Annotated in this window: 2 protein-coding genes and 2 pseudogenes; 1 reads left to right on the top strand and 3 read right to left on the bottom strand. The window is 57.4% G+C overall.

Translation table 11 applies throughout. The features are described from left to right. Nucleotides 1-136: pseudogene (locus ACTHTJ_RS10625) on the top strand (IS5 family transposase); the annotation flags it as partial. 104 nt (nucleotides 137-240) lie between these two features. Here ACTHTJ_RS10625 and ACTHTJ_RS10630 read toward each other — a convergent pair. From ACTHTJ_RS10630 to ACTHTJ_RS10640, 3 genes and pseudogenes are all read right to left on the bottom strand, one after another. Continuing rightward, the gene (locus ACTHTJ_RS10630; RefSeq protein WP_070585808.1) at nucleotides 241-438 is read right to left on the bottom strand and encodes an ESPR domain-containing protein; all 198 of its coding nucleotides are present in this window, start codon (nucleotides 436-438) and stop codon (nucleotides 241-243) included. A 107-nt stretch (nucleotides 439-545) separates the two neighbouring features. Further along, a pseudogene (locus ACTHTJ_RS10635) lies at nucleotides 546-695 on the bottom strand (RNA polymerase subunit sigma); the annotation flags it as partial. Then, nucleotides 685-1,495 (bottom strand): hemagglutinin repeat-containing protein (locus ACTHTJ_RS10640; protein WP_440360952.1); only part of this gene is annotated, 811 nt, incomplete at its 5' end. The gene ACTHTJ_RS10640 and the pseudogene ACTHTJ_RS10635, both read right to left, overlap by 11 nt.

The following is a 1,495-nucleotide window of genomic DNA, read 5'->3' on the forward strand; positions in this document are numbered from 1 at the left end:
GCTGCACCGTAAATTCCGCTACGCCCGGGCAGCCTACTTCGGACTGATTAAAGTGAGTGCACAAAGCCATCTGAAGGCGATGTGTTTGAACCTTTTGAAAGCCGCCAACAGGCTAAGTGCGCCTGTTGCCGCCTAAAAGGCGGCCCGGATGCCTGATTATCAGGTATCCGGGGAGGATTAAGGGGGCATTTGGGTAAAATCAGGAGGTATTGGGGGAGAGAAACAGCCGAAAATCTTTGTTTAGGTTCCGGCTGTCGAGGGAAGGGCTTTTTTGCAAAGGTCTCTGCCTGAATGAGTTTTTAGGCTGCCGTTACCGCCACAGGCTTCTCCGCTTGAGCGCTCGCCGGAACTTTTGCCCTGCCCGATGGCAGTCTCGGCTACGGCCATCAGGATGCCGCGGGTGCGGTTGAAGACGGTTTTATGGCGGTGTTTGTTCATGGCGGGGGTATCCGTAGTGTGTGCGGGGGTGGGGAAAGGCAGCCTGAAAACGGGAAAAGGGGGCAGGCTGCCTGCGATGTAAACACACAGCAACTTAATCCTAAACTCTATTCGTCATTCGCAAGCGGCGGCAAACCCAAAGTATCTGTTTGGCCGGTGTAGTAATCCACCCAGTTTTGCAGGTATTCGTAAGGGAAGTCCAAATCGTAGGCACGCATAAAGTCGAAGGGATCTTGGTATTCACCTTCAGGCAGCGGCGCAGTGGGCGTTTTGCAGATCGGTTTGGATGCCGAGTGCGCGGGCGCTGGTGGCTTGGCCGCCGATGGTAATTTTGCCTTCGCCGAGTACCGAGCGGGTATAGCCTTGGCTGTCGCCGCTTTCATGCTGCGGCAGGGTGGGGCTGTAGTTGAGGCCTTTGTTCATGTTCTGGCCGGCGGTTTGGGACGCACGGCCGAAGGCGCTTTGATTGAAGCCGTCGCTTCCTTTCAGGCTGCCGCCATAACCGGCACCGATGCCCATGCTTTGGGCACTGTAGCTGCTTTCGTTGCGGAGGTCTTCGAAGCTGAAACTGCGGGCGGTGAGTTCGTTGTGGTCTTTGTCTGCGGCAGAAGCGATGGCGCCGCCTTTAAGCCGGACGCTGTCGGCTTTGATGTGATAACCGCCTTCGCCGGCAAAGAGACCGCTTTGGCTGCCGACGCTGCGGCTGTAGCCGCTGGCTTTGCTTTGGTTGTAGTTGCCGGATACGTTCCATGCGGTACCGAGCGCGACTTGGGCGCGGATGCCGCCGCCGTTTTGTTTGCTCTCCTGTTCGACAGTGTCCTGCGGGCTTTCGATGTGCAGTGTGCCGCCGACATCGGCATCAATGCGTCGGGCATGGGCTTGGGCACCGTTCAGCACGGTATTGCCCTTGCTGCTGAGCTGCAGTTTGTTCGATTGCAGCAGGGTGTTTTGATGGGTTTGGCTGTCCGAACGGTTTTTGCCTTTGCCGTAGGCCGCTTCGGCGTAGATATAGACGCCGGTTTGGGCACCAACGGAAACCCCGACGCCGACTTGTACG

It is taken from the genome of Neisseria sp. P0018.S001, assembly GCF_051957355.1.
Lineage (GTDB): Bacteria > Pseudomonadota > Gammaproteobacteria > Burkholderiales > Neisseriaceae > Neisseria > Neisseria subflava_A.

What these genes read in the sequence shown, in the direction of transcription:
- ACTHTJ_RS10630 (WP_070585808.1), bottom strand. Translation starts at nt 438, where the DNA reads ATGAACAAACACCGCCATAAAACCGTCTTCAACCGCACCCGCGGCATC.